The sequence below is a fragment of the Pseudomonas grimontii genome (genome assembly GCF_007858185.1).
GTDB lineage: Bacteria > Pseudomonadota > Gammaproteobacteria > Pseudomonadales > Pseudomonadaceae > Aquipseudomonas > Aquipseudomonas grimontii.
Genome location: NZ_VFES01000018.1, coordinates 40,480 through 66,785, shown reverse-complemented (window position 1 = coordinate 66,785; position 26,306 = coordinate 40,480). Strand labels below are relative to the sequence as shown.

At 58.1% G+C, this 26,306-nt stretch carries 21 protein-coding genes, 1 tRNA gene and 2 pseudogenes; 8 read left to right on the top strand and 16 right to left on the bottom strand.

Translation table 11 applies throughout. The features are described 5' to 3' along the window. Positions 1-58 precede the first annotated feature (58 nt). Complete coding sequence (locus FIV39_RS24790) at positions 59-673, bottom strand: TetR/AcrR family transcriptional regulator (protein WP_090402236.1); 615 nt, start codon at positions 671-673, stop codon at positions 59-61. An 86-nt stretch (positions 674-759) separates the two neighbouring features. On the opposite strand from FIV39_RS24790, the gene FIV39_RS24785 reads away from it, so the two are divergent. Together FIV39_RS24785 and FIV39_RS24780 are read left to right on the top strand one after the other, a co-directional pair. Further along, the gene (locus FIV39_RS24785; protein WP_090402234.1) at positions 760-2,220 is read left to right on the top strand and encodes an efflux transporter outer membrane subunit; all 1,461 of its coding nucleotides are present in this window, start codon (positions 760-762) and stop codon (positions 2,218-2,220) included. A gap of 65 nt (positions 2,221-2,285) precedes the next feature. After that, positions 2,286-3,071: an SDR family NAD(P)-dependent oxidoreductase gene (locus FIV39_RS24780; RefSeq protein ID WP_146371630.1), complete on the top strand. Its 786-nt coding sequence runs from the start codon at positions 2,286-2,288 to the stop codon at positions 3,069-3,071. A gap of 67 nt (positions 3,072-3,138) precedes the next feature. Here the strand turns inward: FIV39_RS24780 and FIV39_RS24775 are convergent. The 7 genes and pseudogenes from FIV39_RS24775 to FIV39_RS24745 all read right to left on the bottom strand — a co-directional run. Then, a pseudogene (locus FIV39_RS24775) lies at positions 3,139-3,619 on the bottom strand (OmpP1/FadL family transporter); the annotation flags it as partial. After that, positions 3,585-4,297: pseudogene (locus FIV39_RS24770) on the bottom strand (tyrosine-type recombinase/integrase); the annotation flags it as partial. The pseudogenes FIV39_RS24770 and FIV39_RS24775, both read right to left, overlap by 35 nt. Before the next feature lie 234 nt (positions 4,298-4,531). Then, positions 4,532-4,607 (bottom strand) — tRNA-Gly (locus tag FIV39_RS24765). 60 nt (positions 4,608-4,667) lie between these two features. Next, positions 4,668-5,228, bottom strand: coding sequence for a CDP-diacylglycerol--glycerol-3-phosphate 3-phosphatidyltransferase (gene pgsA, locus FIV39_RS24760; protein ID WP_027603207.1), 561 nt, complete (start codon positions 5,226-5,228; stop codon positions 4,668-4,670). 32 nt (positions 5,229-5,260) lie between these two features. Then, positions 5,261-7,084 carry an excinuclease ABC subunit UvrC gene (uvrC, locus tag FIV39_RS24755; RefSeq protein ID WP_090402231.1) on the bottom strand — a complete coding sequence of 608 codons (1,824 nt, stop codon included), beginning with the start codon at positions 7,082-7,084 and terminating at the stop codon, positions 5,261-5,263. A 1-nt stretch (position 7,085) separates the two neighbouring features. Next, positions 7,086-7,727, bottom strand: a complete 642-nt coding sequence (gene gacA / locus FIV39_RS24750; protein ID WP_010566015.1) for a response regulator transcription factor GacA — start codon at positions 7,725-7,727, stop codon at positions 7,086-7,088. A 151-nt stretch (positions 7,728-7,878) separates the two neighbouring features. Then, complete coding sequence (locus tag FIV39_RS24745; protein ID WP_090402228.1) at positions 7,879-8,244, bottom strand: helix-turn-helix domain-containing protein; 366 nt, start codon at positions 8,242-8,244, stop codon at positions 7,879-7,881. Positions 8,245-8,326: 82 nt separating this feature from the next. On the opposite strand from FIV39_RS24745, the gene FIV39_RS24740 reads away from it, so the two are divergent. Then, positions 8,327-8,566, top strand: a complete 240-nt coding sequence (locus tag FIV39_RS24740; protein WP_090402225.1) for a DNA-binding protein — start codon at positions 8,327-8,329, stop codon at positions 8,564-8,566. 35 nt (positions 8,567-8,601) lie between these two features. Here the strand turns inward: FIV39_RS24740 and FIV39_RS24735 are convergent, their stop codons facing one another. Together FIV39_RS24735 and FIV39_RS24730 are read right to left on the bottom strand one after the other, a co-directional pair. Then, complete coding sequence (locus FIV39_RS24735; RefSeq protein WP_090402223.1) at positions 8,602-9,033, bottom strand: GNAT family N-acetyltransferase; 432 nt, start codon at positions 9,031-9,033, stop codon at positions 8,602-8,604. Then, complete coding sequence (locus FIV39_RS24730) at positions 9,034-9,783, bottom strand: carbon-nitrogen hydrolase family protein (protein ID WP_090402221.1); 750 nt, start codon at positions 9,781-9,783, stop codon at positions 9,034-9,036. A gap of 624 nt (positions 9,784-10,407) precedes the next feature. On the opposite strand from FIV39_RS24730, the gene FIV39_RS24725 reads away from it, so the two are divergent. Both FIV39_RS24725 and dkgB read left to right on the top strand, forming a co-directional pair. Continuing rightward, positions 10,408-11,484, top strand: a complete 1,077-nt coding sequence (locus FIV39_RS24725) for a 3-deoxy-7-phosphoheptulonate synthase (protein WP_146371628.1) — start codon at positions 10,408-10,410, stop codon at positions 11,482-11,484. A 171-nt stretch (positions 11,485-11,655) separates the two neighbouring features. Then, a complete protein-coding gene (gene dkgB / locus FIV39_RS24720; protein WP_090402219.1) occupies positions 11,656-12,474 on the top strand; it encodes a 2,5-didehydrogluconate reductase DkgB in 819 nt (272 codons plus the stop codon). Here dkgB and FIV39_RS24715 read toward each other — a convergent pair. From FIV39_RS24715 to FIV39_RS24690, 6 genes are all read right to left on the bottom strand, one after another. After that, positions 12,471-12,893, bottom strand: coding sequence for an ANTAR domain-containing protein (locus FIV39_RS24715; protein WP_090402218.1), 423 nt, complete (start codon positions 12,891-12,893; stop codon positions 12,471-12,473). The two genes, dkgB and FIV39_RS24715, sit on opposite strands and share 4 nt — an antisense overlap. A gap of 134 nt (positions 12,894-13,027) precedes the next feature. Beyond that, on the bottom strand, positions 13,028-16,645 hold the full coding sequence (locus tag FIV39_RS24710) for a transporter substrate-binding domain-containing protein (protein ID WP_090402216.1): 3,618 nt from the start codon (positions 16,643-16,645) through the stop codon (positions 13,028-13,030). 1 nt (position 16,646) lies between these two features. Beyond that, positions 16,647-17,276 carry a response regulator transcription factor gene (locus tag FIV39_RS24705; RefSeq protein ID WP_090402214.1) on the bottom strand — a complete coding sequence of 210 codons (630 nt, stop codon included), beginning with the start codon at positions 17,274-17,276 and terminating at the stop codon, positions 16,647-16,649. Positions 17,277-17,557: 281 nt separating this feature from the next. Then, entirely contained in the window at positions 17,558-18,274 is a 717-nt protein-coding gene (locus FIV39_RS24700; protein WP_090402212.1) for an MgtC/SapB family protein, read from the bottom strand. Between the two features lie 16 nt (positions 18,275-18,290). Continuing rightward, entirely contained in the window at positions 18,291-20,996 is a 2,706-nt protein-coding gene (gene mgtA, locus FIV39_RS24695) for a magnesium-translocating P-type ATPase (RefSeq protein WP_090402210.1), read from the bottom strand. A 604-nt stretch (positions 20,997-21,600) separates the two neighbouring features. Beyond that, entirely contained in the window at positions 21,601-21,945 is a 345-nt protein-coding gene (locus tag FIV39_RS24690) for an FKBP-type peptidyl-prolyl cis-trans isomerase (RefSeq protein WP_090402208.1), read from the bottom strand. Between the two features lie 209 nt (positions 21,946-22,154). Between FIV39_RS24690 and FIV39_RS24685 the strand changes: the two genes are divergently transcribed. The 3 genes from FIV39_RS24685 (at position 22,155) to FIV39_RS24675 (ending at position 26,297) form a co-directional block, all read left to right on the top strand. Next, on the top strand, positions 22,155-24,104 hold the full coding sequence (locus FIV39_RS24685) for a flavin monoamine oxidase family protein (protein ID WP_090402206.1): 1,950 nt from the start codon (positions 22,155-22,157) through the stop codon (positions 24,102-24,104). Between the two features lie 121 nt (positions 24,105-24,225). Then, on the top strand, positions 24,226-25,113 hold the full coding sequence (locus tag FIV39_RS24680; RefSeq protein WP_090402204.1) for a nitrilase family protein: 888 nt from the start codon (positions 24,226-24,228) through the stop codon (positions 25,111-25,113). A gap of 152 nt (positions 25,114-25,265) precedes the next feature. Further along, positions 25,266-26,297: a hypothetical protein gene (locus FIV39_RS24675; RefSeq protein ID WP_090402202.1), complete on the top strand. Its 1,032-nt coding sequence runs from the start codon at positions 25,266-25,268 to the stop codon at positions 26,295-26,297. The last annotated feature ends 9 nt before the right edge of the window (positions 26,298-26,306 follow it).

Sequence of the window (26,306 nt, the reverse complement as noted above, 5' to 3'; positions counted from 1 at the left end):
TATAAATAGGACAGAAGTCACATTCTCAGACCGGTGACCATTATTGTCAATAGTCACTTCATGGCGCCAAACTGCGCAATATCAACGCGGTCAAATGCATCGACGCCTCTCGCATCCCGTCCAGATTGTATTGCAGCTGGCCCGGATTGATGTAAGGACACGTGACTAAATAGATGGCGCCAACCACCTCATCAAGCGGCGTTTTTCGCTCGAATTCCCCCTCCTCTCGCCCCGCCAGAATGATTTGCGTGATGACTTCCCGTAAGCGCTCCTCATGGAGCCTCACCGACGGCCACCGCTCCCGCGCGGCAACCGCGGCAATGTCGTAGAGCTTTCGATCATAGAAGAACAGATCACTGCCAGCCTCTATCAGCCCACGAAATAAGCTCCTTAGCTTCCCGGAGGCCGTCGGCGCATCCGAAACCATAGCATCGACGATCTCCATGACAGTGGCGAGTCGGTTCGCGCAGATCACCTCGCCGATCGCCTGCTTGGAATCGAAGAACTTGTAGATATAGGCCTTGGAGAAACCGATGGATTTGGCGAGATTGGACACCGTGGTTTTTCCATAACCGTAACGCCCGAAGTGCCCGGTTGCCGACTCAACGATCTGATCGCGGACGCTGTGCTCCGAAGGACCACGCAAATGGAGTGCCTGTATGTGTTCAGTCATTTTTAACTTCGCTCATGAGCGTCAATTGACAACGAGTGACCATAATGTAATGTAGTCACAAATCCTTTTCGATTCAAGGAACCTCAATGCCTTCCTTCCGCCCCGTAGCTCTTTTGGTGAGCGCCAGCCTGATGGCCGGCTGCGCGGTTGGTCCGGACTATCACCGTCCGGACGCTCCGCTTTCGGACCGCTTCCTGGGTCAACCCTTTGTCGAACAGCGACCCGCGGCGGTGCCAGCCAGTCTCGTGGACTGGTGGGAAGGCTTTGATGATCCAGCGCTAACTGAATTCGTCGCCAAGGCGCTTGAGCAGAATATGGACCTGGCGCAGGCGTCGGCGCGAGTCGCGCAGGCTCGAGCGGGACTGGGTGCGGCCAATGCCGCTTTGCTGCCCTCGGGCAATATCAGCGGCCAAGCCGCGCGCTCCTACCAGTCAGTCGAGACCCCACTCGGCCAGGTGCTGAATTCAACGCCTGGCTATGATCGCTACGGAAGTGCCTACGAGCTCAACCTCGATGCCAGCTGGGAGGTCGACCTCTTTGGCGGTCTGCGCCGTGGACGCGAGGCGGCACTGGCCGAGTACCAGGCTTCTGAAGCAGGTGCCGCAGCCACACGCCTGGCTGTTGCGGCGCAGACCGCCGACATCTACATCACTGTGCGCGGACTGCAGGCACGGCTGGACATTGCGAACCAACAGGTCAAAACGCAGCAGGAACTGCTGGAGAAGGTCCAACTGCTCTACAGCAAGGGCCTCGCCGCTAGCTATCAGGTTCGCCAGACCGAAGGAGCCTTGGCACAGGTCCAAGCCACAGTGCCCGTTCTGCAGACCGGCCTGGATGCCGCGATGAACGCACTGGATATTATGCTCGGCAAGCCGCCCGGCACCCATCGCACACAACTGGCAAGTGCGGGGAGGATTCCTCTCGCGCCGCAGATCAAGGCTACGGGAACACCGGCCGATCTGCTGCGCCGCCGGCCGGATCTCATCGTGGCGGAGCGCCGCCTGGCGGCCTCCAATGCACGCATCGGGGAGGCCGTTGCTGAGTACTACCCGAAATTCTCCCTCAGCGCATTGCTGGGCAGCGCCACAGCAGTATCCGCCGGTAATCTTTTCACCGGGGGCGCCAGCCAATCAGCGGGCGCACTGGGTCTGCGCTGGAGACTCTTCGACTTTGGCCGCATCAACGCGCAAATCGATCAAGCAAAGGGGCAGGAAGCCGAGGCCCTGGCCGCTTACCGCCAGTCTGTGCTGCGCGCCACCGAGGACGTCGAGAACGCATTCTCGGCACTGGTGAATCGAGAGGCCCAGACCACTACCCTCACCCAGGGTGAAGCTTCGCTGACCCAGGCTCGGCAATCGTCGTTCATTGCCTATCAGAAAGGCACCGCCAGCCTGATCGATGTCCTGAATGCCGACGAAACGCTGCTACAGGCCTCCGATGCCCGGGCGCAGGCGCGAACGGAATCGGCACGGGCGGCGGTTGCGGCATTCAGGGCCCTGGGGGGTGGCTGGCAACCGCCGGAAACCAAACCGGTGGCGAGTCGCTGAGTTGATCAGCCCAGGCAGTTCTTCATCCCCCTACCCTATTGGCTCAACAACCCGAGATCAGCGATATGAAACCAAACGAACACTCCTGGGTACTCATCACAGGCGTTTCAAGCGGATTTGGCGAGGAATTTGCCCGACAATATGCCGCGCAGGGGAAATCGCTGGTCCTGGTAGCACGCAGACTGGATAAGCTCGAAGCGTTATCAGCGCAGTTGCGCGAACAGTTCGCCGTTGAGGTGATCGTCGAGCAAGTAGACCTGTCGTCGATCCCCGCGGTCATCGAACTGCATAAGCGGCTGAGCGAGCGGCGAATAGTGGTCGACGTGCTCATCAACAATGCGGGACATGGGTTGCAAGGGCCTTTTCTGGATCAGCCTCTGGACCGTTCCCTGGCCATGATCGATCTGGATATCGCCAGTCTGACGGCCCTGACTCACGTCTTCGCGGCAGACATGCGAGCCCGCAAGCGTGGACACATCCTGATGGTCGCCAGCCTGCTGTCTTTTCAAGGCGTGAAGAATTTTGCCGTTTACTCTGCCGCTAAAGCTTACGTGCTGCGCTTCTCTGACGCATTGCATCGTGAACTCAAAAGCGACGGCGTCATCGTGACGGCACTTTGTCCGGGGATGTCGGATACCGGGTTTGCTCAAAGCGCCCGGCAAACGATTACGCCAGCCTTGAAAATGGTCATGATGCAACCACAACCCGTAGTCCGCGCTGGCATTCGAGCGCTGCAAGCCGGACGTTTGAGTGTCGTGCCGGGCTTTGGCAACAAGGCGATGACCGTCCTGACCTGGGCCACACCGCGTCGGTTTCACCAAGGTCTCATGGCACGCATCATGGGCGCCTGAAAGGACGGCGAAGTGCTCTGGAAGCCGGGAGTCAGCCTACACTCCCGGCCGGTCAAGCGGCACTCGATCAGAAGCAATAGCTGACGGAAGTACCAAAACCACTCGCACTGTTTTTGTACTTGGAGCTGTAGGCTCCCCGGGTTGCCGACGCATCGTTGACCCGCACGCTCTCTTCCCACAGATAGGAATAAGCGACATCAACGGTGACATTGTCCACGGGTGTCCAGCCTGCACCGAAGCTGATAACTGTCCGGTCGCCTGTAGGAAATGCCGTTGGTGACCTTGGTCTTGGCATCCAAGTGGCAACTGACCTTGGAATGGTAAGTCAATCCCAGACGGGTTCGATCCGTCGCCTGCACCAGGATACCGGCGTTGAAACCAAGTGCCGTATCGTCACCGTTGCTTTTGAGTTTTCCATCATTGCGACCTGGGCTGAGTGGGTTGGGCACCATGCCGGTTATCTCACCGCTGATGCGGTTGATCGTAGGCCCAAAACCGATCGACACGGTGTCGTTGAAAGCCAAGCCGAGTTTGGTCGGCACCGCCGTAGTTTCGAAGCGCGGCCATCAACCTCGGCAGCTCGTCCATGCGGAGAAACGGATTGTCCGTCACGGGAGGTTTGGTAAGTGCGACCACATCGAGGTCTGAAGCTGGGTTGTGTTCCAGCCCCTCAATTTTCACCAGCGCATAGCGGAACAATTGGTTAAACCAGGTCCGGCATTTTTCCGCCGTCGTTAAGGCCTTGCGCTATTCGATCCTGCTCAGTAAATCCAGCAGATCGTGACGATTGATATCGTAGATGGACCGCCCGCCCAGGGTGGACAGGACGTCTTTATTGAAGATTCTCAAGATCTGCGAGAGCGTGCTCTGGCGTCCTTCCTTCAGGCTCAGCCTGCGGAACTCCACCCACTGATTGAACACGGCCTCGAAGGTGTGCTCTGCCGCAAAAAGAACAGCACGACGCTGCTGTTTACGGTGCTCATAGGGATGATCCCTTGGGCGACCAAGGCGCGCGCCTCATCACGTCGCGCACGAGCTTCTTTGAGGCTGATTTGCGGATAACTACCCAGAGACATGCGCTTTTGCCCCCCCGCCCAGTAGTACCTGAAACGCCAGATTTTTCCGCCGCGCGCCGTCACGTTGAGCGCAAGCCCATCCGTGTCGCCCATCGTGTAGTCATTGCCGGTGATTCGGGCTTGCCGAACGGTGGTATCCGAGAGTGCCATCGCGAGCTCCTGAACAGAGTCAGGGCCAGATGCTCGTCTCGCTATCCAAGCTGCTCCAGCAAAAAACCGATTCAGTGCTCATCCAGATCCAAGATCCTCATTCGGGACTTAAATCGGACTTAAACGCACTGGATGGAGCTGGATTTCAGTGGTTCCCGCTGGAACGAAAAAAGGGCCTAAAGGCCCTGATTTCAATCACTTACAGAATTCAGTGGAACTCTGTAGCGCAATATTTGGAGCGGGAAACGAGACTCGAACTCGCGACCCCGACCTTGGCAAGGTCGTGCTCTACCAACTGAGCTATTCCCGCTTGGTGATGCGCATTCTATAGAATCCTCAGCACCCGTCAACCCCTTGATTCAAAAAAGTTTTATTTCTTTTCAACGGTGGTGCGCAGATGCGGCCAGGCAGCGCGCAGATATTGGAGCATCGACCACAGGGTCAGGCCCGCTGCGATCAGCAGCAAGGCGTAGCCAGTGAGGACCCAGAACGAGAAGTCCGATGGGTTGGCCAGCAGGATGACCAGCGCGAGCATTTGCGCGGCGGTTTTCCATTTGCCCATGTTGGACACGGCCACGTGGGCACGGGCGCCGATTTCGGCCATCCATTCGCGCAGGGCCGAGACGACGATCTCGCGGCCGATGATGACCGCTGCCGGCAGGGTCAGCCACAAGTTGCCGTGTTCCTGCACCAGCAGGACCAAAGCGACGGCCACCATGAGCTTGTCGGCCACGGGGTCGAGGAATGCGCCGAACGGCGTGCTCTGTTCGAGGCGGCGCGCCAGGTAGCCGTCGAGCCAGTCGGTGGCGGCCGCAAAGGCAAACACTGAACTGGAAGCCAAATAACTCCATTCGTACGGCAAATAGAACAACAAAATGAAAATCGGGATGAGCAGGACGCGTAGAACGGTGATCAGATTAGGGATATTCATCGGCACAACTGGCTACGAGGTGGAAAGGCATTCTATTCGCTATGCAGATTCGCATAAATCAGCTCAGCGAGCTTTTTACTGATACCCGGTGCTTTGGCTATCTCGTCAATGCTGGCACGGGACAGCTCCTGCAAGCCACCAAAATGTTTAAGCAAGTCGCGACGCCGCGTCGGGCCTACCCCTGCCACCCCTTCCAGGGTTGAGGTTCGCCGGGTTTTACCACGGCGGGCGCGGTGGCCGGTGATGGCGAAACGGTGGGCTTCGTCGCGAATCTGTTGAATCAAATGCAACGCGGGTGAGTCGCCCTTCAAAGTGAACTCATGGGCGGCATCATTCAAGTACAACGTCTCGAAACCCGCCTTGCGCGTCGCGCCCTTGGCCACGCCGAGCAGGATCAGGTCAGGCACCGCAAGCTCGTTGAGCACGTCCCGGGCCATGGATAACTGGCCCTTGCCGCCGTCGACCAGGAGGATGTCCGGCAACTTGCCCTCCCCGTCCTTCAATTTGCTGAAGCGGCGTGTGAGGGCTTGGTGCATGGCGGCATAGTCATCACCAGCAGTGACGCCTTCGATGTTGTAGCGCCGGTAATCGGACTTGATTGGCCCTTCCGGCCCGAACACCACGCAGGACGCCACGGTGGCCTCGCCACTGGAGTGGCTGATGTCGTAGCACTCCAGGCGCTGAGGCGGTTCTTCCAGGTTAAGGACTTCGGCCAGGGCGTCAAAGCGTGCGGCGACGTGCTGTCGGTTAGCCAGGCGCGCGCTCAGGGCTTGCTCGGCGTTGGTCACCGCCAGTTGCTGCCAGCGCGCGCGGGTGCCACGTACGCGGTGGCTGATGTCCAGCTCGCGGCCGCGCAATTCGTGGATCGCTTCGATCAACGTGGGGAAGTCTTCGTGCACCACATTGACGATCAACTCCGACGGCAGGTCGCGCTCGGGGCTGCTCACGTAGTATTGGCCCAGGAAAGCGGCCATGACTTCGGCGACTTCCTCGTCAATACCGGTCTGCGGAAAGAAGTTCTTGCTGCCCAGCACCCGCCCACCGCGCACGCTGATCAGGTGCACACAGGCACCGCCCGGATTGACGAAGGCGGCGATCACGTCGACGTCGCCGGTGCCGCCTTCCATGCTTTGCTGATCCTGGACACGGCGCAACAGCGAGATCTGGTCGCGTAGCTCGGCAGCCCGCTCAAAATCCAGGGTGCTGGCCGCCTGCTCCATGGCTGTGGAGAGTTCATCGGTGAGCGCATTGCTGCGTCCTTCAAGGAACATCACCGAATGACGCACATCCTCGGCGTACTCCGCCGGTTCGACCAAGCCCACACACGGTGCCTTGCAACGTTTGATCTGATACTGCAGACAAGGCCGCGTGCGGTTCTTATAGAAGCTGTCTTCGCACTGGCGCACAAAAAAGGTCTTTTGCAGCAGGCTCAGGCTTTCACGAATGGCCCCAGCGCTGGGATAAGGCCCGAAATACTTGCCCTTCGCCTTCTTCGCCCCACGGTGAATGCTCAGGCGCGGGAAGCTGCCGTCGGATAAAAACACATAGGGATAGGATTTATCGTCACGCAGCAGAATGTTGTAGGGCGGCCGCCATTCCTTGATCAGCGTCTGCTCAAGCAGCAGCGCTTCGGTTTCGTTGGCGGTGATGGTGGTTTCGACCTGGGCGATACGCGCCACCAGGGCGGCGGTTTTCGGCGCGAGACCGGTCTTGCGAAAATAGCTCGCCAGACGACTCTTCAGGTTCTTGGCCTTGCCGACGTAAAGCAGGCGCGCCTCACTGTCGAACATGCGGTACACGCCTGGGCGGCCACTGCAGGTTGAGAGAAAGGCACTCGGATCAAACGGTGTGGTCATGTCAGGCGCTGGCGTCCACCATGCCGTGGCGCACCGCGAGCAGGGTCAATTCAACATCACTGCTGATGGCGAGCTTCTCGAAAATACGATAGCGGTAGGTGTTGACGGTCTTGGGTGACAGGCACAACTTGTCGGAGATCGCCTGTACCTTCTGGCAACCGACGATCATCAGGGCAATCTGGATTTCCCGCTCCGACAGCGCATCAAACGGCGAGTCACTGGTGGGCTGGAAGGACTTGATAGCCAATTGCTGGGCGATCTGCGGGCTGATATAGCGCTGGCCGGCAAACACCAGGCGAATGGCCTGGACCATTTCCGCCAAGCCTGCACCTTTGGTGAGGTAACCGGCAGCGCCAGCCTGCAGCAGCCGTGTCGGAAACGGGTCTTCCTCGCACACCGTCACCACCACGACCTTGATGTCCGGATGGCTGCGCAGCAATTTGGTCGTCGCACCAAGACCGCCGATCCCAGGCATCTTGACGTCCATCAACACCACATCGGGTTTCAACTCCCGGGCCTTGATCAGGGACTCCTCACCTGACTCGGCCTGACCGACTACTTGCAGGCCATCGATGTCAGCCAGCATTCGTGTAATGCCTGTACGAACGAGATCATGGTCATCGACTACTAGCACCCTAATCAAGCAGACACCTCGCGAAATAGTCTTATAGGTTGCTGAACACCTTAGCAAAAAACCAAGGCGCAGACCTAGCTGCAAGCGTCATATATGTAGAGTTTGATTAAGCGACAGCCACTCGCCGTGCAGCGGATGGCTAAATTTGCTGGGCAAAGCGTCAGGAATCCTGGGGCTGTGGCTTGGCTTTTCCGTTAATCGCAACCGAGTGCTCGGCCAGGGTGGAGGTCAGGCGACGGATTGCAGCCTGGTCTTCCTCGAACATTGCGCGGTAGTCCCCGAGGACCTTCTCCTCGATCTGGCTCAGATTTTCCAGTTGAATTGGCGTGGCTGCGCCGGTCAAGACATACAGCACATCTACACCTCTTTGGGCGACACGAGACAAGTAATCCGCTTTAGGCGCACGCCCTCCACTTTCATATTTACCTTGTGCGTTGGCTTCAACGCCCCCTATTTCACCAAACACTTTTTGCGACAAGCCAAGTCGCTCCCTTTCTTGCCTTAAACGCGAACCGATTCCACTCATTTGGATGTATGATCCTATTTGACACACCCCAAGAGGTGACACGCTCATCTCTTTATTAAACAAACTTGAACGGTTTTGAACTATGCCCGGAATCCGTACCACTGCACAAGCCAAGGCCTGGCTGGAACATCAGGGAAAGTCAGTTCAAGCGTTCGCCCGGGAACATGGCGTTGATCCGGCAACCACCTATCAAGTGCTCGCTGGGCGCAAAAAGGGACGGCGTGGGGAGGCCCATAAGGTAGCGGTCCTTTTGGGCATGAAAGAAGGGGTTATCCTTGCCGAGGCGGGAAGCCTGAACAACGATCAGGAGATGAGTTCCTGAAGCCAGTATGCGCTTATAAGAAGCCGGTGCACGTTTTAGCTTGAGCGACAAACACGCTCCATACGCCAGAAGCAGTCGTCTTCACCAACGATGCTGAGCCCCATGCGCTGATAGAGCCTTCTGGCCGGATTAGTCTTGAATACGGTCAAGCGCAACAGTCCCAGTGCCTGCGCCTTGAGCGCCATCTGCTCCAACACCCAGCAACCCGCGCCTAACCCGCGACACGCCTCCAGCATATGCAACTCGCGAATATAGAGAGCACGGCTGTCGCGACTCAGACTGATAAACCCGAAGACACTGTCGTCCCGGCAGATCAGCCAGTTTTCCCGACCGGCCCAGGCGGTATCGAAGCCTTCGTTGGACCACCACAACCCATACTCAACGTAGTAGCGGGCCATTGCCTCGTGGGTCAGCTTCCGTGCAAACGGAAGGTCCTGGTCCGTTGCAGCGCGCAGGTGAAATGCCATTTAGAGAGCCATCACTCGGCTAGCCCAACCCCGGCCAGCGCGACGGGCAATCAGCAGCGCATCGCCCACGCCAGGGACAGCAGCAAGCAAACTGCCATCGGCGGCCCAGATCGCACTGCGACCGGCGCAGGCCCAGCCACCTGAAGGACCACCATGATTGGCCATCAACACCAGCAGGCCATGTTCAGCGGCATAGTCTTGGAGCAGCGCACTGTCCGTGGCGTAGCCGCCCTCACTGATCAATACTCCTGCGGCATACACCGTAGCGCCCGCTCGCGCCGCTGCACGGGGATGACTGGCATGGGAAAAGTCTGCGCACACCGCCAGCGCAATCCGCTCATCCCCCCACTCAAGGGCTGCACCGCCGTGCCCTGCGACAAACACAGCCTCTTCGCCAGCATGCAGATGCTGCTTGGTGTAGACCGCCAGGGAGCCGTCCGCTCCCAGCACCAGCGCACCGATCAACACACCCGCCTCCGGCGTCACTCGGATCGGCATCCCCACCACCGCCGTCAGTCGCAGTTCCCGCGCCATCTCACGCAGGGGTGTCAGCACCTTGTCCTCTGGCGCAATCGCCAATTCAGCGGCCAGCGACGGCTCATACCCCGTCAACGACAACTCGGGGAATACCAGTAATTGCACACCCTGTTCCGCCGCGGTGCGCATAAATGCGAGGTGCCGTTCAATATTGGCTGGGACATCGCCCGCGATGGAAATGGATTGAGCAGCAGCAAGGGTGAAGGCAGTCATGGTCGCGTCCAAGCAATCAGTATCAAAGTGCAAACAGCATATCGGCACTCACCCCATAGCCGTAAGTACCCCACCGCAATAGAAATTACTGATTGAATCTCCCTGCGTGCCTCGAGTAAGCTCCCCTCATAAATTTGGAGACACACCATGTTGCAACTCACCCACACTCAGGTTTGCCCTGCTGCCAGCGCCCAGCGCTCGGTATCGGCTACCCGTGTGAACGGTTCGAGCGCACTGGTCAGCTTTTATTTTGGGTATTGGTTTAGCCACTGGCGCGCCTGATACCTGAAATCGGCGCCCACTACTCAAGGGGTCGCCTACCAGAGAAATCTAACCCCCGGTCGGCTCCCCGACCGGGGGTTTTGTTTTTTCAGGTCTCCACAAACTTTTCAGCTTGATCAAGAACACTTAAAGGAATCACGACATGAACTATGCCACTTATTACCGCTACGACACGTGCACTGCATGGCGATTTAGCAAGCTCCGCTCGGGACAGCCTGCCGCCTCCGATCGGTCACCTATTGGTGGCAAACCAACACACGTAGCCGATACGGCGAATTGTCGAACACCCCAGTAGGCCAAGCGCGCGGGAATAGCCCGCCGCTTGCCCAGGAAGCCTTGAATATGAACTCCTCCGTCGCCGCTCTGCCCCTCTCAGCCTTGAACAGTGCCCTGACCAGCGCCAATGAAGCCCTGACCCAGCGCCTGCCCAGCTCACTTGAGCTCAAGCACCAGTTGCCCCTCAGCCCGTTCCTCAACGAACAGATCCACGCCCATCGCCAAGCCGTGCGCGCCATCCTCAATGGCGAAGATTCACGCTTGCTGGTCATTGTGGGGCCGTGCTCGATCCATGACCCGGAATCGGCCATGGAATACGCCCGCAACCTGAAGAAGCTGGCCCTCGAAGTCAGCGACCAGATGCTGCTGGTCATCCGCGCCTACGTCGAAAAACCACGCACGACTGTCGGCTGGAAAGGCCTGGCCTATGATCCCCGCCTGGATGGCAGCGATGACATGGCCGCCGGCCTGACTCTGTCCCGCGAGTTGATGCGCGAAATGCTGCGCCTGGGCCTCCCGGTTGCCACTGAGCTGCTGCAACCCATGGCCGCCGGCTACTTCGATGACCTGCTCAGTTGGGTAGCGATTGGCGCGCGTACCACGGAGTCGCAGATCCACCGTGAGATGGCCAGCGGCCTGGGCATGCCCGTGGGCTTCAAGAACGGCACCGATGGCGGCGTCGCGATTGCCTGTGACGCCATGCGCTCGGCGTCCCACCCGCACCGCCACTTCGGCGTCGACAGCCAAGGCCACCCGGCAATCATCCAGACTCCTGGCAACCTCGACACCCATCTGGTACTGCGTGGCGGTCACCGCGGGCCGAACTACGATGCGCAGAGCGTGGCGCGGGTAAAACACGACCTGGTCAAGTCCAAGGTCACCCCCCGGATCATGGTCGACTGCAGCCACGCCAACAGCGGCAAGGACCCGCTGCGCCAACCGGCCGTGTTCAACGACGTGCTGGAGCAACGCTTGCAGGGTGACACCTCGCTGATCGGCATGATGCTCGAAAGCCATCTGTTCGAAGGCTGTCAGCCGTTGAGTCCGTCGATGAAATACGGGGTGTCAGTGACCGACGGCTGCCTGGGCTGGACCGCCACCGAGCAGTTGTTGCGTGCGGCGGCCGAGCGCCTGCGCGCTTAAGACTGATTGATCAAGGCGCTGCTACCGCAGGTACAGCGCCTCATGACAGCGTCAAGCACACTGGCCATTCGTGACGTGCAGGCAAGAGTCCTTTTCGGGTTCGACGGTGTTTCCGAAGGAACGACGAGGGGATACTCAACTCCATTGCCTACAGCCCTATTGGAGTTACTGATGTCTACCCTCACGCCAAAAGTCCCCGCCTTCGGCCTCGGCACCTTTCGCCTGCAAGGCCAGGTGGTGATCGATTCCGTCAGCACCGGCCTGGAACTGGGCTACCGTGTCATCGACACCGCGCAGATCTACGAGAATGAAGCGGACGTCGGCCGGGCCATCGCCGACAGCGGCATCCCGCGGGATGAACTGTTTATCACCAGCAAGATCTGGATCGCCAACTTTGCTGAAGGCCAGCTGATCCCAAGCCTCAAGGAAAGCCTGCGCAAGCTCAAGACCGATTACCTGGACCTGACCCTGATCCACTGGCCATCACCTGAAGACCAGGTGCCCGTCGCCGAATTCATGGGGCAGTTGCTGGAAGCCAAACGCCTGGGCCTGACGCGCCAGATCGGTATTTCCAACTTCACCATCGCCCTGATGAAGCAGGCCATCGCAGCCGTGGGTGCCGAGCACATCGCCACCAACCAGATCGAATTGCACCCTTATCTGCAAAACCAGCAGGTTGTGGATTTCGCAACCGCCAACGGCATCCAGATCACCTCGTACATGACCCTGGCCTACGGTGAAGCACTCAAGGACCCGGTGATCCAGCAGATCGCCGAGCGCCATCAGGCTACCCCGGCGCAAGTGACCTTGGCCTGGGCCATGCAATTGGGTTATGCGGTCATCCCATCCTCAACCAAGCGTGCCAACCTGCAAAGCAACCTCAAGGCCCTGCAACTGACCTTGAGCGCTGCTGACATGGCACAAATTGCCGGGCTGGAACGGGGCCAGCGCTTGACCAGCCCCAAGGGCATTGCGCCGAAGTGGGACTAAGCCCCGCCCACCGATGCGCGGGATAACTCGCGCAGCCACGGCAATACCCGCAGGCCGGCAGTGGCCGCGGGTGGGTCGATAATGTCCATGAAGTGTTCGAGATTGACGTTGTCCGGCACACCGGGCAGCCGCACCAGCACCGCCGGGGTTACGCCGGGGGGTGCACCCAGATCCAGGTGATCGTAGACCAGAATATGGTTCACCTGGGGCTGGGGCCCACAGACGTGGGCCGTCAGCCCCGCATTGATGATCAGCACGTCGAAGGGGTCGGCGGGGATGGCGGTGAGTATCTGGACTTCCTCGAAGGTTTGTACCGGCACGATCCGGTGGTACCCCAACTGATTGAGCATTTTTTCGATGTACAACCGTTGCAGGTGTTGTTCATCAGCAATCAGGATGGTCAGTGCTTTGTTCGGCATGGCAAACCCCTGGGCAGGCAGCGCTCGTCAGTGAGCGAGGCCCATTTTCCAGACATATCCCGAAGACAAAATCAGGCATGTTCCCCCTTCATGTAGGAGTTCTCCCAAATCAACCGAATGGCCATCTCCGGCCGTCAAGCCTGATTGCCGTAACGCCTAATGCTGTGATGCAACTGTTCGATGGCCACGTCTATCGCCTCTACCGCAGCGCCCAATGCAACGCCGTCATGCTGTTCACACACGCTTTCCAATGTCTCGCAGCAAGTGATCAACACCTGAGCCTTGACCATGCGCGCGCCCCCTTTGACGCGATGAGCCAGGTCATGAAGCTTGGCGAAATCAGCCTGCGATTTCAGGCACGGCAACAGCCCACGGTCTTCTTCGAGGCTACTGAGTAACGGCGTCAACAGCCCGTTGAGGGCATCGTTATCTCCCTGCGTCAGCGTGATCAGTGAACTTAAATCAAACCCCACTTCCACTTCATCCACTAGCACGCCGGCGGTCCGTGATGCCAAAGCCAGGCGCAAGTCCTCAAGCCCGGTAGGCTTGAACAGGCAACCGTCCATGCCTGCTTGGCGGCAGCGTTCGGCTTCTTGCGGCAAGGCATTGGCGGTGAACCCGAGTAACAGGCACGGCGTCAGCCCCAACTGGCGCTCCTGTGCGCGAATATCACGCGCCAACGTGTAACCGTCCTTGAAAGGCATGTTGCAATCGGTGATCACGCCATCAAAATCTCCAGCCTGCCACAATGCAAATCCTTGGGCGCCATCCTCGGCCGAGGTGATGCGATGTCCCAGAAAACTCAGTTGTCGCGCCAGCAACAAACGGTTGGCCGGGTAGTCATCCACCACCAGAATGTTCAACCCGCGTACTGGCGGAATGTGCGGCACCGGGACACTGAGCGGCACGGCTGTGGTCAGTGCCAGCGCCAACGTCACATCCACCCGCGTGCCCTTGCCCAGCACACTGCTCAAATGCAATTGCCCACCCATCATCTCGCACAGGTTATGGCTGATCACCAACCCCAGGCCCGATCCGCTTCGCGCTGACTGCTCGTTATTGCTGCCTTGGATAAAGGGGTTGAACAAGCGCTGCTGATCTTCGGCGCTGATGCCAATCCCCGTGTCCTCCACCCACAACCGCAGGTTCAGTTGGTCGTTGACCAAGGCCGGCGCAGCCTGGGCGCCCAGAAGCACCTGGCCGGTGGCGGTGAACTTGATCGCGTTACCCAACACATTCGACACCACCTGCTTGAAGCGCAACGGGTCGACTAACACCGGCCGGTCGATCAATGGGTCGAGCTCCACCTGCAACACCAAGCCCTTGTCCCGCGCCAGCCCCTCGAACACACGTGCCACCGAGGCCAGCAGTTCGTGCAGATTGGCCGGCTCCAGGCTCAGGGACAGGTGGCCGGATTCGATCCGCGCAATGTCGAGAATATCGCCGATCAACTCCAGCATGCCCCGGGACGCCACTGATGCGACTTCCAGCGCATCGCGATCGGCCACGCCCTGTTCGGCGTTTTCCAGGGCCAGTTCGATCATGCCGATCACCGCGTTCATGGGGGTGCGGATCTCATGGCTCATGGTCGCCAGAAACGTGGTCTTGGCACGGTTAGCGGCGTCGGCCTCCTCCTTGGCTTCCTGCAACTGGCCCAACAAACGCTGGCGCTCGCTGACATCCACCCAGCCGGCAATCATGCCGACGACGCTGCCATTGCTATCGCGGTACGGGAGCATCCACTGGTAGATGGTCAACGCATCGCCACCGGGCACCTTGAGCACGCGGTCATGGATCTGCGGATCACCCATCTCCATCAAACGCAAATAATCGGCATGAAACGACTTGGCCTGGGGCGGGTTACCCGTGTCGGTTTCCACCACAGTCTTGCCGATCACGTCTTCCAACTTGAAGCCGAACACATCGAGATAGGCGTTATTGCAGGCCATCAGGCGACCCAGGCGATCGCGCACATAGATCGGGTGTGGCGTGCCATCGATCAGCACGCTCATGAAACGCATCTGGTCGCTCAAGGCCCGCTCGGCCTGGGCGCGTTTGCGAATCAGGTTACGCAGATAGAACACCCAGCCCAGGGTGACCAGCAGCAGCAGCGCAGCCAGGCCAAAGCCCTGGATGATCATATTGCGATGACGTTTCCAGTAGCTGTCTTCAATGATGATCTCGCTGCGCCAATGGTTGGTCAGCTCGTCCATTTCTTCAGGGGTTATGCTCAACAGCGCCTTGTCGAGGATCGAGTACAACTCCAGTTCGCTGCGGTTGACCCCAAAGGTAATGCGTGCGGGCTCACTCCCGACGGTGCTGGTGATGTGCAGGCGCTTACGGTAATTGCGCGCGATCATGTAGCGCGCGCTGATCAGCGAAACCGCAGTCGCATCGACAATGCCGTTGGCCACCAATTCCATGGCCTGCTCGGGGTTCTCCACGTCGACAAACCCGATGTTTGGATAGTCGTGGCTGATTTGCGCGGCCAGGCTGCTGCCGCGAATAATCGCCAGGCGTTTACCGGGCATATCTTCCAGGGTCACCAGATGCTCGTCGCTGGCGCGTACCACCAAGACATAGGGGTTGGATAGGTAAGGCCGGGTAAAACGGATCTTTTCGGACCGCTCGACACTCGGGGTGACGACCGCCAGCATGTCCACACGACCGGCACTGGCCTGCTCAATTTGCAGAGGCAGCGAACTGCCCCGCTCTACATCAAACTTCAAGCCTGTGCGCAAGCTGATGCGCGACAGTACCTCGGCACTCAAGCCTTCGAATTGCTCCTGTTCGTTGAAAAACGACAACGGCACGAATTTGTCGAGCACCGCCACCTTCACCCGTGGGTGCTTCTCCAGCCAGCGCTGCTCACTTTGACTCAAGCGCAGTTGATCCGCCTCGAGGAATCCGCTGCCGCCGGCACTCCAGCGGCGCAGGATTTCCAGCTGCTGGTTAGCCGGAATGGCGGCCAGCGCAGCGTTGATGATGCCCAACAGGCGCGTATTGCCCTGAGTGAATGCGAACCCGAAAGGGTTGACCTCCAAGGCGGAAAAATCCGCCATACGCACGTTATTCAGGTGGTTCTTGTTGATCAGATAGCGGGTGCTGATGGTGTCGCCCAAGTACACATCCGCCTGGCCGAACGCAACGGCACCAATGGCTTCGAAGGTCGAGGCAAACAAGAGCAACTGCGCATCGGGGTAAAAGGCCTGGACAGCATCGGGCTGCATGTAGTGGTAGAGCATCGCCAGGCGCTTGCCCGCAAGGTCGGCCTTCAGCGCCTGGCTCTCACCCGCGCGTGTTACCAGCACGGGCTGGTCATTGGCGTAGGAACGGGACAGTACCAACTCCGGGTCGGCTGCCTCAAACCCATTGGCCGACCCCACGAAATCCACTGCGCCGGCCTTGAGGGCATTGATCACCTCATCGCGGCTGCCATAACGCCTCACGTCAATCGTGATATTCAGCGCCCGGGCGACCAGCGCCGCATAATCGGCCGTAATGCCTTCAAGCTCGTCGTTGTTGCTGCTCAGGTCAAAGGGCGCGTAATCGGGGGCAGACACACCCATCGACAGCGTGCGCCGCTCGCGCAGCCAACGCCAGTCGGCTTCGTCCAGCACCACCGAAGGGTTTGCAAGGGTGGAGTGGCCCAGCAGTCTCAAAACGTGAGGTTCCTCCAAGGCCATCGCCGCCCAGGGCAACAGCCCCATCAGCAAGATGGCCGCGCGTTTCAACAGCCGGGAGGTGATCATTTCAGATCAGATGATTGCGCTGGGCAAACTTGGACAGATGCACCACCGACGACATGCGCAACTTCTCCTTGAGCCGCGTCTTGTAGGTACTGATGGTCTTGTGGCTTAACAGCATATCCTCGGCAATATCCTTGTTGCCCAGGCCCAGGGCCAGCTTTTGCAGCACGGTCAATTCGCGGTCAGACAGCGCCTCCACCAACTCCTGCTCGGTGGACTGCAGATCGTCGCGACGCACCGAACTGGTGGGTAGGCTGGGGAAGCAACTGTAGCCGGACCTGATCGCCCTGATCGCCTTTTGCAGCTCATCGAGTTCACCTGTCTTGGCGACAAACCCCATCGCTCCCGCGCGCATGCAGCGAGTGGAAAAGAACACCGCCAGATACGAGGTCAGCACCAGGATCCGGCAGGGCAGCTCCAGCGCCTTGATCCGGCTGATCACCTCCAACCCACCGAGCTTGGGCATCGCCAGGTCGAGAATGACCAGGTCCGGACGTTCTTCGCGAGCAATCTGCATGGCGTCGGCGCCGTTACCCGCTTCGTAGATGGTATCGAAACCTTCCTTCCTCAACAGGTACCTGACGGTGGCGCGTATAAAAGGGTGATCATCCACGATTAAAGCTTTGTTGCTCATAAGACTCCCCTGGGAAGATCAGTACGCTTACATATCACGCGAGACCCCACTACCTGTGAAAAGTAACAGTTCCGACAAGCGGTACTGATTACTCCGTACGACACCTTAGGCAGTACAGGCCCCTCCTTTTGAAAAACACAGTAAACATGTGAAGCCACGCCTTGATTCCTGGACAGGCGCAAGCGCGCAACCTTAGCAACCGGGTGTTTTTTCCAATGAAGGGATAATCTCGACTAAATGTAGGACTTTTCCTCGGAGCGGCAAGGCCAGGCCTCCAGGATCTATTCGGTGGTGCTGGGACTCCAGAAGGCCTGCACTATCAGGGTCGAGTTGGAAATTCGCGCCACCAGGGCGTCCAACTCGTCACCGTCTACCGAGGTCGCCGCCAGTGTGGCTTCGATTTCAACTTCCTCGGTGCCGAACGGTCGCACATCGACATCGCTGGCCGGATAGTTACAACGCGCCAGTTCGGCTTCCAGCAACGCCAATACAGCGGTTTGCTGGGTGCGCCGGGCAATCACATACAGGACGTTGGTGACCTCCGCCGACACCACATCCAGCGGCTGGCGATTGATGTTATTGACGATTGGCCGCAGCAGGGTATTGGCCGCCAGCACAAACAGCGTGCCCAGCAACGCTTCGAGGACCAGGTCGGCACCGGCGCATGCCCCCACCGCCGCCGACGCCCAGAGCGTGGCGGCGGTGTTGAGACCGCGGACGTTGCCTTCTTCACGCATGATCACGCCGGCTCCCAGAAAGCCGATGCCCGACACCACATACGCCACCACCCGGACGGCGCCTTCCGCACCGCCGAGGCGGTTGGCCATGTCGACGAAAATCGCCGCTCCCACCGCCACCAGTACGTTGGTGCGCAGGCCGGCCGTGCGTTGGCGGTACTGGCGCTCGAAGCCGATCAGGCCACCGAGGATAAACGCGGCGGTCAGGCTGACCAGGGTGTCGATCAGGGAGTTGAGGTTGATGTTGTTGATTGCTTGCATGGGTCATCGTCCCTGTTCATTGCCAGCCAAACTTACGGATGTAGTAGCCCTTCACCGCCTGGGTCAGTGCCATATACGCCAGCAAAATCAGCGGCAGGAACACAAAGTACAGCGACGGCAGCGCCTGCAATTTGAAGTAATGCGCCAGCGGCCCCATCGGCAGGAAAATCCCCACGGCCATGATCACGCCGGTCATCACCATCAACGGCATCGCCGCGCGGCTTTGCAGGAACGGGATTTTCGGGGTGCGGATCATGTGCACGATCAGCGTCTGGGTCAGCAGCCCCACCACGAACCAGCCGGACTGGAACAGCGTCTGGTGGTCAGGGGTGTTGGCGTCGAAGACATACCACATGAGTGCGAACGTGGTGATGTCAAAGATCGAACTGATCGGCCCGAAAAACAACATGAAACGGCCCACATCTCCTGGCTGCCAACGTTGTGGTTTGGCAAGCATTTCCTCGTCGACGTGATCGAACGGAATCGCGATCTGCGAAATGTCATACAGCAGGTTTTGCACCAGCAGGTGCATCGGCAGCATCGGCAGGAACGGGATAAACGCACTGGCCACCAACACCGAGAACACGTTGCCGAAGTTGGAGCTGGCCGTCATCTTGATGTACTTGAGCATGTTGGCGAAGGTGCGCCGGCCTTCCAGCACGCCCTCTTCCAGGATCATCAGGCTCTTCTCCAAGAGGATGATGTCGGCGGCTTCCTTGGCGATGTCCACCGCGCTGTCCACCGAGATACCAATGTCTGCCGTGCGCAGCGCCGGCGCGTCGTTGATGCCGTCGCCCATAAAGCCCACCACATGTCCGTTGGCCTTGAGCAGGCGCACGATGCGTTCCTTGTGGCTTGGCGTCAGGCGGGCGAACACATTGGTGGTTTCCACGGCCTTGGCCAGCTCGGCGTCGGTCATGTCCTCGATGTCGTTGCCCATCAACAGGCCCTGTTGCTCCAGGCCCACTTCGCGGCAGATTTTGGCGGTGACCAGTTCGTTGTCGCCGGTCAGCACTTTGACCGCCACACCATGGGCTTTCAGTGCCTTGAGGGCCGGCGCGGTGCTTTCCTTGGGCGGGTCGAGGAACGCGACGTAGCCGATCAGCGTGAGGTTGTTTTCATCCGCCAGGCTGTAAGTGTCACGCCCCGGCGCCATCGGTTGCGCGGCCACGGCCACTACCCGCAGGCCTTCTTCGTTGAACGCGGCAGTGACCTGGCGAATGCGCGCCAGCAGGTCTTCGGTCAGCGCTTCATTAACATCGCCATGGCGCACGCTGTTGCACACCGAGAGGATCTCCTCCACCGCGCCTTTGCAGATCAGCAGATGCGGTTGGCCCTGCTCGGCCACCACCACCGACATGCGGCGGCGGTTGAAGTCGAACGGAATTTCATCCACCTTTTGGAACGCGGTGCCGACCTTCAGCTCGCGATGCACCTCCACATGCTCCAGCACCGCCACGTCCAGCAGGTTTTTCAGGCCGGTCTGGTAGTAGCTGTTGAGGTAGGCCATCTCCAGCACATCGTCGGACTCCTCGCCCCACACATCCACATGGCGCGCCAGGAAAATCTTGTCCTGGGTCAGGGTGCCGGTCTTGTCGGTGCACAGCACATCCATCGCGCCAAAGTTCTGGATCGCATCCAGGCGCTTGACGATGACCTTTTTACGCGACAGGAACACCGCGCCCTTGGCCAGCGTGGACGTGACAATCATCGGCAGCATTTCCGGGGTCAGGCCCACGGCAATCGACAGCGCGAACAGCAGTGCTTCGGTCCAGTCGCCCTTGGTGAACCCGTTGATGAACAGCACCAGCGGCGCCATCACGAACATAAAGCGGATCAACAACCAGCTGACCTTGTTGACGCCATGCTGGAACGACGTGGTCGCGCGGTCGGTGGCGGTTACGCGTTGGGCCAGCGCACCGAAATAGGTGCTGTTGCCGGTGGCCAGAATCACCGCCGTCGCCGCACCGGACACCACGTTGGTGCCCATGAACAGGATGTTTTCCAGGTCCAACGGGTTGCGGGTGTTGGCGTCCTGCTGCAGCGCAAACTTCTCCACCGGCATCGATTCACCGGTCATCGCCGCCTGGCTGACGAACAGATCCTTGGCGCCGAGCACGCGGCAGTCGGCGGGAATCATGTCCCCGGCCGACAACACGATCAGGTCGCCGGGCACCAACTGTTTGATCGGCAACTCGATGCGTTTGGCATCATCCCGACGCAGCACAGTGGCGGTGTTGCTCACCATGGCTTTCAAGGCATCGGCAGCCTTGTTGGACTTGGCCTCCTGCCAAAAACGCAACAAGGTCGAGAGCACCACCATGGAGAAAATCACCGTGGCGGCCTTCATGTCTTCGGTCAGCCAGGAGATCACCGCCAGCAACGTCAACAGCAGGTTGAACGGGTTTTTGTAGCAGTGCCATAAGTGCACCCACCACGGCAGCGGCTGCTCGTGCTCGACTTCATTGAGGCCGTATTGCACGCGCAGCGCATCGGCTTCCTGGGTGTTCAAGCCTTCGGCATGGCTGCCCAGCGTACCCAGCAATTGCACGCCACTGCTGTTGGCCGCGGCCACCAGGGTCTGCGCCAGGGTGGGCGGTACTTCGCGGCTGACGCTGGCGTCGGTGACGGTTTCGAGCATCGCCAGACGGCGGAAATGCCGGGCGATATGCCGGGTCCGCAAGAAGCCGGCGAAGAACTCTTTCAACAGAGTGAGGTTCATGGTGTGTTACTCCTGCGCGAGGAAAAAACCGTCGTGCAGGTACTGCCTGTCTCACCGCGCCCGTTTCAAAGGCACAGTCAGCTCGGCCCGCCCGCCGTAAAAGGCAGGCGCGTCCGTAGCATCCCGAGTTAAACCGGGTGCTGGTCAGCGTCGATGAGAGGGATCGGACAGGCGCCAGGACTGGCCGCTGCCGGGATGCCGCTTCTCGCTAGGTGGCGAGACAACGGCATCGAAAAAAATGCGCGTTATCTTGCCAAGTCTGTGCCGGTTACCGAGACCGGCCGACAACTGTCACTCGAACAAGTACCCACTGAGGGTCTCCGCTATTGATGAAAACGCGCGAAGCTTACGCCCCGGTGTAAGGAGAGTAAACCGTAGGAAAGTTTCCGCATGGTGAATAAGAAGATTCTTCAGGGAGGGTTCAGGAACCCCATTCTTGGAGCCGCCGAAGCTCGAATGTGAGGTGGCAGGTTCGCCAAATCCCGTAGCAGCTGCCGAGCGCAAGCGAGGCTGCGTCAGCGGTTCGTCTGACACACCGCGAACGCAGCCTCGCTTGCGCTCGGCAGCTGCTACGTACGAGGTGGTGGGCCAGGTTTTTGCGAAATTAATCATCCCGCGTCAGCACTTCCAGCAACTCAATCTCAAAGCACAGATTGCTGTTGGGCTTGATATGCGCGCCCATCGACCGTTCGCCATACGCCAGGTGCGCCGGCACAAACAACGTGCGCACCCCACCGACCTGCATGCCCATCAAACCCTGGTCCCAGCCCTTGATCACCCGCCCGGTGCCGATCACACACTGGAACGGCTTGCCGCGCGCCCATGATGAGTCGAAGACCGTGCCGTCTTCCAGGGTGCCGGTGTATTGGGTGGTGATCAGTGCGCCCTTGACCACGGCTTTGCCGGTGCCTGGGCGGGTGTCGGTGATTTGGAGTTCGTTGTTGTTCATGGGACGCTCGTGGAAGGCTTACTAAAGGGTGGGTTTTCTCAGAACTGTGTGGGATTGGCAAGTTTCGCGACAGCCGAGCCCGTGACTTCCCCTCCACCTACAAAAAAACACGACATGCCCTAGCCCGAATTCACACCCTGCTTATTTTCGCACTCAATGGCTACGTTGAATCTATTAAGGGACAACTACCCCAAGCAGGAAACATAAGAATGACCATCGGCTCCAACTTCAACTACCCCGCAGACATCGGCCAGCAGCATCGCCGAGAAAAACGCTCTACGAGTAACAAATGGAGAGCTAGATTCCCTAATCCTCCAGATCTGTGCTTTGACTATCGTGCTTTGGTAGAACAAGACGGTGGTATCGCCCAAGCGACTGACACTGAACATAAAATCTGCATTATTGGTGCCGGTATTACAGGGTTAACCACTGCACGTGAATTGCATAGATGCGGCTTCACAAATATTACATTAATTGAAAAATCAAAACGCATTGGTGGAAGGCACCTGACAGCTCTTGGGAGCAATAATACCAGCACTATCGGCCGCCCCCCTTTTGAAATGGGTGCAATGAGAATGCCTTTCTTCAACCTATCAGGCGAGCAACCAAAAGATGGCCACTCATTGATGGCTTATTACGCGAGCACATTTTCACTGACCCACTCAGACTTCCCCAACCCCGGCAGCCCCGCTGTTCATTCAACTGGAATATACCTACGAGAAGGAAGCATAGACAGTGGTAATGAACCAACCATGCTTATCTGGAAAAATGCCGATGAAAAAACAGCGCCACCCGGTAAAACATTAGCCTCCGTCTTCGCGAAGTGGAAAGTATTCTCCGAACGCATGACACTGCACGTCTCCGAGCACTACGGCTCGGAAAGCTGGGAGGCTATGTGGGCTTCTATAGTAAAACAATACGAAGGAACTTCATTTCGAGACTTGGTGAAGATGCCTGCTATAGATCGATGGCACCAAAATGACCCTGGCAATTTCGGTGGAATGGGAATGACCTCACAGGAGTCCGCTATTTTCTACTCCATCGGGATTGGTGATGGTAGCTGGGGAGCATTTTATGATATCTGCTCGATTTACCCGATACGCACAGCGATATTTGGTTTCAGTAGCCATTTGCAATTAATCCACGGACGCTTAGATTCCGAGGGCGTCCCCTTGGCATCACCTTATTTGAATTCTACAGACCCTATTGATTCGAGAGGACTACGCTTCAATAAACCAAACTACATCGGGCTTGGTGCTCTTGCCGAGTCCCTACTTTTCATAAAGCCAGACGAGACCCAGGAGTCGTTATACGAACATTTAATCAAACGCGCCTCAGGTTTACTGACCAACAGCTCAGTCACAAAACTGAGAAAACTTGAAAATGGAAAAATAAGAGTTTTCTACGATTGGAACGCCGCACCTCCAGAAATGACAGAAAAGAATTTTATTGACGCTGACTCCGTTGTAATGACGCTCCCCTCCTGGTTGATAGAAACACAAGTCCTACTTGAGGACTTCAGTCAAGAAATACTTCCACATGAAACGATTGCGGCCTACAAAACAGCCCATTGGGAAACCAGTTGCAAAGTATATGCACCGCTCAAGAAGTCCTTCCTATCACAGAACAAAATAATACCTCAAGCCATCGTAACCGACAGCTTCATACATGACGTTTACACCTATAGCTACAACAACAACCACACCTACGACTGCATACTATTAAGTTATACATGGGAAGACGACGCAACAAAGCTCTCCATATTCAGCGACAAAGAGCTTGTCGATAAATGCATAACAGAGTTAGACAGAATCCTTTTAAAGTCAACGAACATCAATAAGCGTATTTCTCCTTACATAGGGCGCGAGCAAGCAATCGTTCAACGCTGGATGAATGACAAACATTCCCTTGGCTGCGCAAAGCTTTATCGCCCAGGCACGTACTACGAATCTGTCGGTTTGATGAAGTACAACAGGGACTTCTCTCACAAATCTGGACTATATCTTTGTGGTGAGTCGTTCTCTGTAGACGCCGGCTGGACGGAGCCTTGCTTCAGAGGAGCTATCGACACAGCGATTAACATCTGCCACAAAACCCACGCGAACTTCAATGGTGGCTTTAGCCTGCGGGACTATCCAGAGTACAAATTGGAAGATTAATTTAGCTTTGGAGAAATCAACTACAGCACAATAGGAATCATCTGACTTTTATTTAAACACTCTATCGCCTCTTATAAACATCCAACCAACCCTGGTTGCATAACAATAAGAGGTCACCCCCATGAGCGAACCAACCAGCCCTGCCCGCGTCGCCGTCATTCAGTTCAATCCACAGGTCGGTATAGCCAACCGAAGCGACAACCTGCATCAAAGCCTGGTACTGGCGACTGAAGCAGCAAAGGGTGGCGCCAACCTGATCGTGCTGCCGGAGCTTTCCAACTGCGGCTATTTCTTCAGCAGCCGCCAGGATGCGTTTGATCATGCAGAGGCGGTGCCGAGCGGACCGAGTGTGCGGGAATGGATTGATTTTGCCTGCAAGCACCAGGTGTATCTGGTGGCTGGCCTTAGCGAAATCGACGGTATGCAGCTGTTCAACACAGCCGTGTTGCTGGGCCCCAACGGGTTCATAGGCAAATACCGCAAAGCCCATTTATGGAACCTGGAAAAGCTCTGGTTTACCCCGGGGGATACTGGCTTTCCAGTGTTTGAAACGCCGATCGGTCGTATCGGCATGCTGATCTGCTGGGACATCTGGTTCCCGGAGGTGCCGCGCATTTTGAGCCAGCAAGGCGCCGATATCATTTGCAGCGTGAACAATTGGGTGTGGACACCCCCACCGTTGTTCGATGAGGCAGGAAAGTGCATGGCGTCTTACCTGACGATGACAGCTGCACATGTGAACAACGTATTTATCGCGGCCGCAAGCCGCATTGGTGAAGAGCGAGACGCCCGCTATCTCGGATGCTCCCTAATTGCAGGGACAAATGGCTGGCCAATCGGCGCCGTGGCTTCGGCCAATCGCCAGGAGATCCTGTTCGCCGACATTGACATCACCAGCGCCCGCAGTGCGCCGATCTGGAACAGCCTCAATGATCTGCAGCGGGACCGTCGCAATGATCTTTATGATCAGATGCTCGGGTATTCCCAACACCCTGCCCTGCCTCGCTGAGAGGAGGGCAAATTATGGAAAGGTTATTTACCAAGAAAACACCAATCTGCTCACGGGTGGATATCACAGTGGTTGCACTGGGACTGGTCGCAACCTTGCTCGCGGTCTGGGTTGTATCCAGTCATCGTGGTTCGTGGCCAGGATACAGTGAGATGGTGACGGCCCTACCCCACCCCGCCGCCTGGTTGCGGTGGGTAGTGGGAGATATCAGCGAAGTTGCCTTCTACAAGCATGAACTCGCGTCACTGGGCCTATTGAGTGGTGCCTATCTGGCTTGGTGGGCGAGCAAGCGCGGCAAAGCCTGGCAGGGCTTTTCCATTTGCTATGGCACCGGATTGTGGCCTTGGGTGGTGACCAGTTCGTTGATCGGGCTGTTGCTGAGCAACCTGCTGTGGGGTTGGAGCGTTACCGCCGAAACCTGGCAGCCTACGTTTGCGGCGTTTGTTTCATTACCAGCAGCGATAGTGCTCATGTTTGGCAGCGGTTGGAAGGTCGCCCTCAATGGTGCAGTGCTGGGGGCTTTGCTGGTGACTCCACTGTGCTTGTTGATCGTCAATCTGGTGTGTGTTCCGCTGGGTTTACCCGCCGTGATCGGTAACGTGCTGGGCATGGCTATCGGAAGTGTCATCGCATTTGCACTGTGCCGTCGGGTGCCCTCGCTGGTGCGTTCGGACGCTATCGCTCCAGCTCGGCCAATACCTGTTACCCCGCCCCGTTACGGCGTGTTCTGGAGCCTGCGCCGAGTGCTGGCGGACTTTTCCGAAGCGCCGTTTTTCGGCAATGAGCTGGCCAGTCTCGGGCTGTTGGCAGGCGTGTTGCTCGCCTATGCCCTCAACCCCATGAGCCCGGCTTATGGCTCCGGCCTACTCTTGCACATGGTGGGAGCGCAGGCGCTGACGTCGGCTTTTGGCGTAGTGATCTGGCGTCATCAATGGATAAAACGGGGTTGGTATCCTACCTATGTACCGTTGGTATCGGTGGTACCGGCAGCGGTGTTGACCCACGGTGGCAGTTGGATGGTGATGACTTCAAGTGCATTGCTGGGTGCACTGATCGCACCGCCGTTGGCCTGTGCAATTGCGGCGAAACTGCCCGCTCATTTTCATCCCTACATTGGCAATGTAGTTTCAATGGCCTTGAGTACGTTGATGATTGTGCCAATCGTAGGTTGGCTGGCGAATTAAAAGGTGTGG